Annotated in this window: 3 protein-coding genes; all 3 read right to left on the bottom strand. The window is 64.2% G+C overall.

Going from position 1 to position 2669, the window contains the following annotated elements:
• Positions 1–112 precede the first annotated feature (112 nt).
• The 3 genes from QJT78_RS50025 to QJT78_RS50015 all read right to left on the bottom strand — a co-directional run bounded on the left by QJT78_RS50025 (position 113) and on the right by QJT78_RS50015 (position 2586).
• Positions 113–1711, bottom strand: coding sequence for an IS66 family transposase (locus QJT78_RS50025; protein ID WP_018270215.1), 1599 nt, complete (start codon positions 1709–1711; stop codon positions 113–115).
• A 100-nt stretch (positions 1712–1811) separates the two neighbouring features.
• Positions 1812–2165, bottom strand: coding sequence for an IS66 family insertion sequence element accessory protein TnpB (gene tnpB, locus QJT78_RS50020; protein ID WP_018270214.1), 354 nt, complete (start codon positions 2163–2165; stop codon positions 1812–1814).
• Entirely contained in the window at positions 2146–2586 is a 441-nt protein-coding gene (locus QJT78_RS50015) for a transposase (protein WP_035693717.1), read from the bottom strand. Before QJT78_RS50015 ends, tnpB begins: the two co-directional genes overlap by 20 nt.
• Positions 2587–2669 lie beyond the last annotated feature (83 nt).

Here is a 2669-nt window from a genome sequence, read left to right as displayed (position 1 = left end):
GTAAGCGCGTATTTTACCGCACAGGCTACGCGCGCGGCTGGCCGCGGCGTCGCGTGACGCCGGGCCCCAGCAGTGTCATCGGAACGGCTTGGTTGACCTGAGCGTTCGAACGTCAGCCGCTATTCTCAGCTGGCAGGTTTTTTTGAGCGGTGCAGTTGAACGGCAACAGATCTTCGATATCGGCGTCTGGCGCGCGCTGGGGCAATTCGGTGAGCGCGTGACGTAGCCATGCATAGGGATCGACGCCGCATGCCCGGCATGTCAGCACCAAACTGTAGATCACGGCGCTTGCCTTGGCGCCGGCAACGGTGTCGCTGAACAGCCAACTTTTTCGTCCGGTGCAAAACGGCCTGATGTCGCGCTCCAGAACATTGTTATCGATCGGGGCGAGACCGTCACTGGTGTAACGGGTCAGATAATCCCATTGGTTGCGCGCATAGGCGATCGCCTTGCCGGTCAAGCTTTCGGGGAGGACCTTCGGCGCCTGGTCGTCGAGCCAGGTCCGGAAGGCGGCCAATACCGGCAGGCTATGCTGCTGGCGCAGCCGCAAGGTGTATGCGGCGCGCGTTTCGTCGTCGGGCGGCGTCTGGCGCGCCACCCTCTCGACCTCATACAACGCCTCGAAGAACTTGAGCGCCTGCAATGGCGGACCGCCGGGCGTCTTCCTGGCCTTGAGCGCATCGGTAAATTTCCTGCGCGCATGCGCCATACAGCCAAGATGGGTCGCGCCTGTCAGCGTGCCCCAGGCGTCATAGCCGTCGCTCATCAACAAGCCACGATAGCCGGCCAGGAAGGCCTGAGGATGTTCCTGGCCGCGACCGGGCTGGTAATCGAACAGCACGACCGGCTGCGCGCAGTCCTGGCCGCTGCGATAGGCCCACATGAAGGATTTGGCCTGCGCATCCCGGCCGTCCTCTTTCAGAACCTGGACCCAGGTTTCGTCGCCGTGGACCAGGGGCTGCGACCTGAGCTTTTGCTGTAGCGCGTCATAGACCCGATGCAGATGCAACTCGCTCGCCCGGATCACCCAGTTGCCCAGCGTCCCGCGGCTGATGCTGACGTCGGCGCGCCCCAGCGCGTCCGCCACACGGTACAGCGGCGTGCCGTCGACGTATTTGTTGGCGAGCACCAGCGCCAGCGTCGATGGCGTGGCGACGCTACCCGGCAGCGGCTGCGCCGGCATCGGCGCGGTCACGATCGGGGTGTTCAGCGCGGTGCGCTCGCAGTGACGGCAGGCATATTTGAACCGCACATGTTGCAGCACTGACGCCTTCACCTCGACGTGCAACTGCTCGGTGACGGTCTCGCCCATCCGATGCATCCGATTGCGGCAGCACGGACAGTCCTTTTGATCCTCACCCAGATCATGTTCGACGCGTTGGCGCGGCAGATCGTCAGGCAGCGGCTTGCGGCCGCGTGTCTTCGGTGCCGGCTTTGGAGCCTCCGGCAATCCCGTGTCCGGCACGGCGACCGCCTCGACATCGTCGTCGTCCCGGCTTTCAGCGGCGGCCTGCTCGGCTTCGTTGAAGATGCGCTCCTTGAGCTTTTCGCTCTTCGGCGCGTAGCGGCGCAAGCGCTCCAGGCGCAACTGCTCCTCAAGATGCAGGACGCGTTGCGCGAGTTTCTCGTTCTCCGCCTTCAGCGCCGCGAGCTCGGCCGCGTGCGCCGCGATCAAGGCTTCCAGCTCGTGCGTCGTGGGCCTGCGACTCATCGTAGTCTTGAATCGAAGTCATGCCGCCGCGTCAACCGAGTTCCATGCGGTGGCCGGCGTCATCCGATAGCGCTGATGACGCCGCCCGCATCGAACACGCTCAGCCCACGCTGTGATATTGCCGCACCGGATGACGACGCACCGCCGCGATGTTGATGCCGTCAAGCAGCCAGTGCAGCTCCTCCGTCGTCAGCGTCAGCACCGCCTCCTGACTTCGGGGCCAGTGGAATCTGTCGGCCTCCAGCCGCTTCAGCAGCATCCAAAATCCTGACCGGTCATAAATCAGCAGCTTGATCCGGTCGCGGCGACGATTGCAGAACGCGAACACCGCGCGCTGGAACGGATCCAGCCCCATCGACTGCTCGACCACGATCGCCAGGCTGTTGATGCCCGCCCGGAAGTCAATCGGTTCGCGGTGAAGGTAGACCCGAAGATCAGACGCCAGCCGGAACATCGCAACGCCCCAGCGCTTCAATCACCGCCGACAGCAACTGCGCGTCGCCGCCTTCCAGCGAAAGCGTCACGCCGTTGGGCATCGATGCCGTCAGCCGCCCTGCACAGGATCGCTCCGTCGCGCAAACCGCGATCGCGCCAGCAGATCGAGTTGGCGACGGCGACGGCGCGCGAACCGGAACAAAGGCTGGCGCAATCGGCGCCTCCGGCTGGCCATCCCCGTTCTGACGTTGTCGCTTGGCCACCCATTTGCGCAGCAGGTTCGCGTTCACGCCGTGTTGCAACGCCAGCCCCGCCAGCGACACGCCAGGCTGCAGACAGGCCTCGACCAGCCGCTGTTTGCTGGCCGGATCATAGCGACGCCGCCCATTGCGCAACACGCCGACCGTCTCAAGTCTCAAAAGTTCTTCTGGAGTGATCATCGATGGTGTCCACCTCGTTCATGGTGGACACCTCATCCCATCCCCGCGCTCAACTGCATAGGTGCGTAGAAAGGAGCGCTTAC

The organism is Bradyrhizobium sp. Mp27, from assembly GCF_029953005.1.
Taxonomy (GTDB): Bacteria; Pseudomonadota; Alphaproteobacteria; order Rhizobiales; family Xanthobacteraceae; genus Bradyrhizobium; species Bradyrhizobium barranii.
The sequence above is the reverse complement of the archived record's forward strand: the minus strand, read 5'-3'. Positions and strand labels throughout refer to the sequence as shown.

Bases quoted from the DNA above. Each gene is read 5' to 3' on its own strand.
- tnpB (WP_018270214.1), bottom strand. From the start codon at position 2,165: ATGTTCCGGCTGGCGTCTGATCTTCGGGTCTACCTTCACCGCGAACCG.
- QJT78_RS50025 (WP_018270215.1), bottom strand. From the start codon at position 1,711: ATGAGTCGCAGGCCCACGACGCACGAGCTGGAAGCCTTGATCGCGGCG.
- QJT78_RS50015 (WP_035693717.1), bottom strand. From the start codon at position 2,586: ATGATCACTCCAGAAGAACTTTTGAGACTTGAGACGGTCGGCGTGTTG.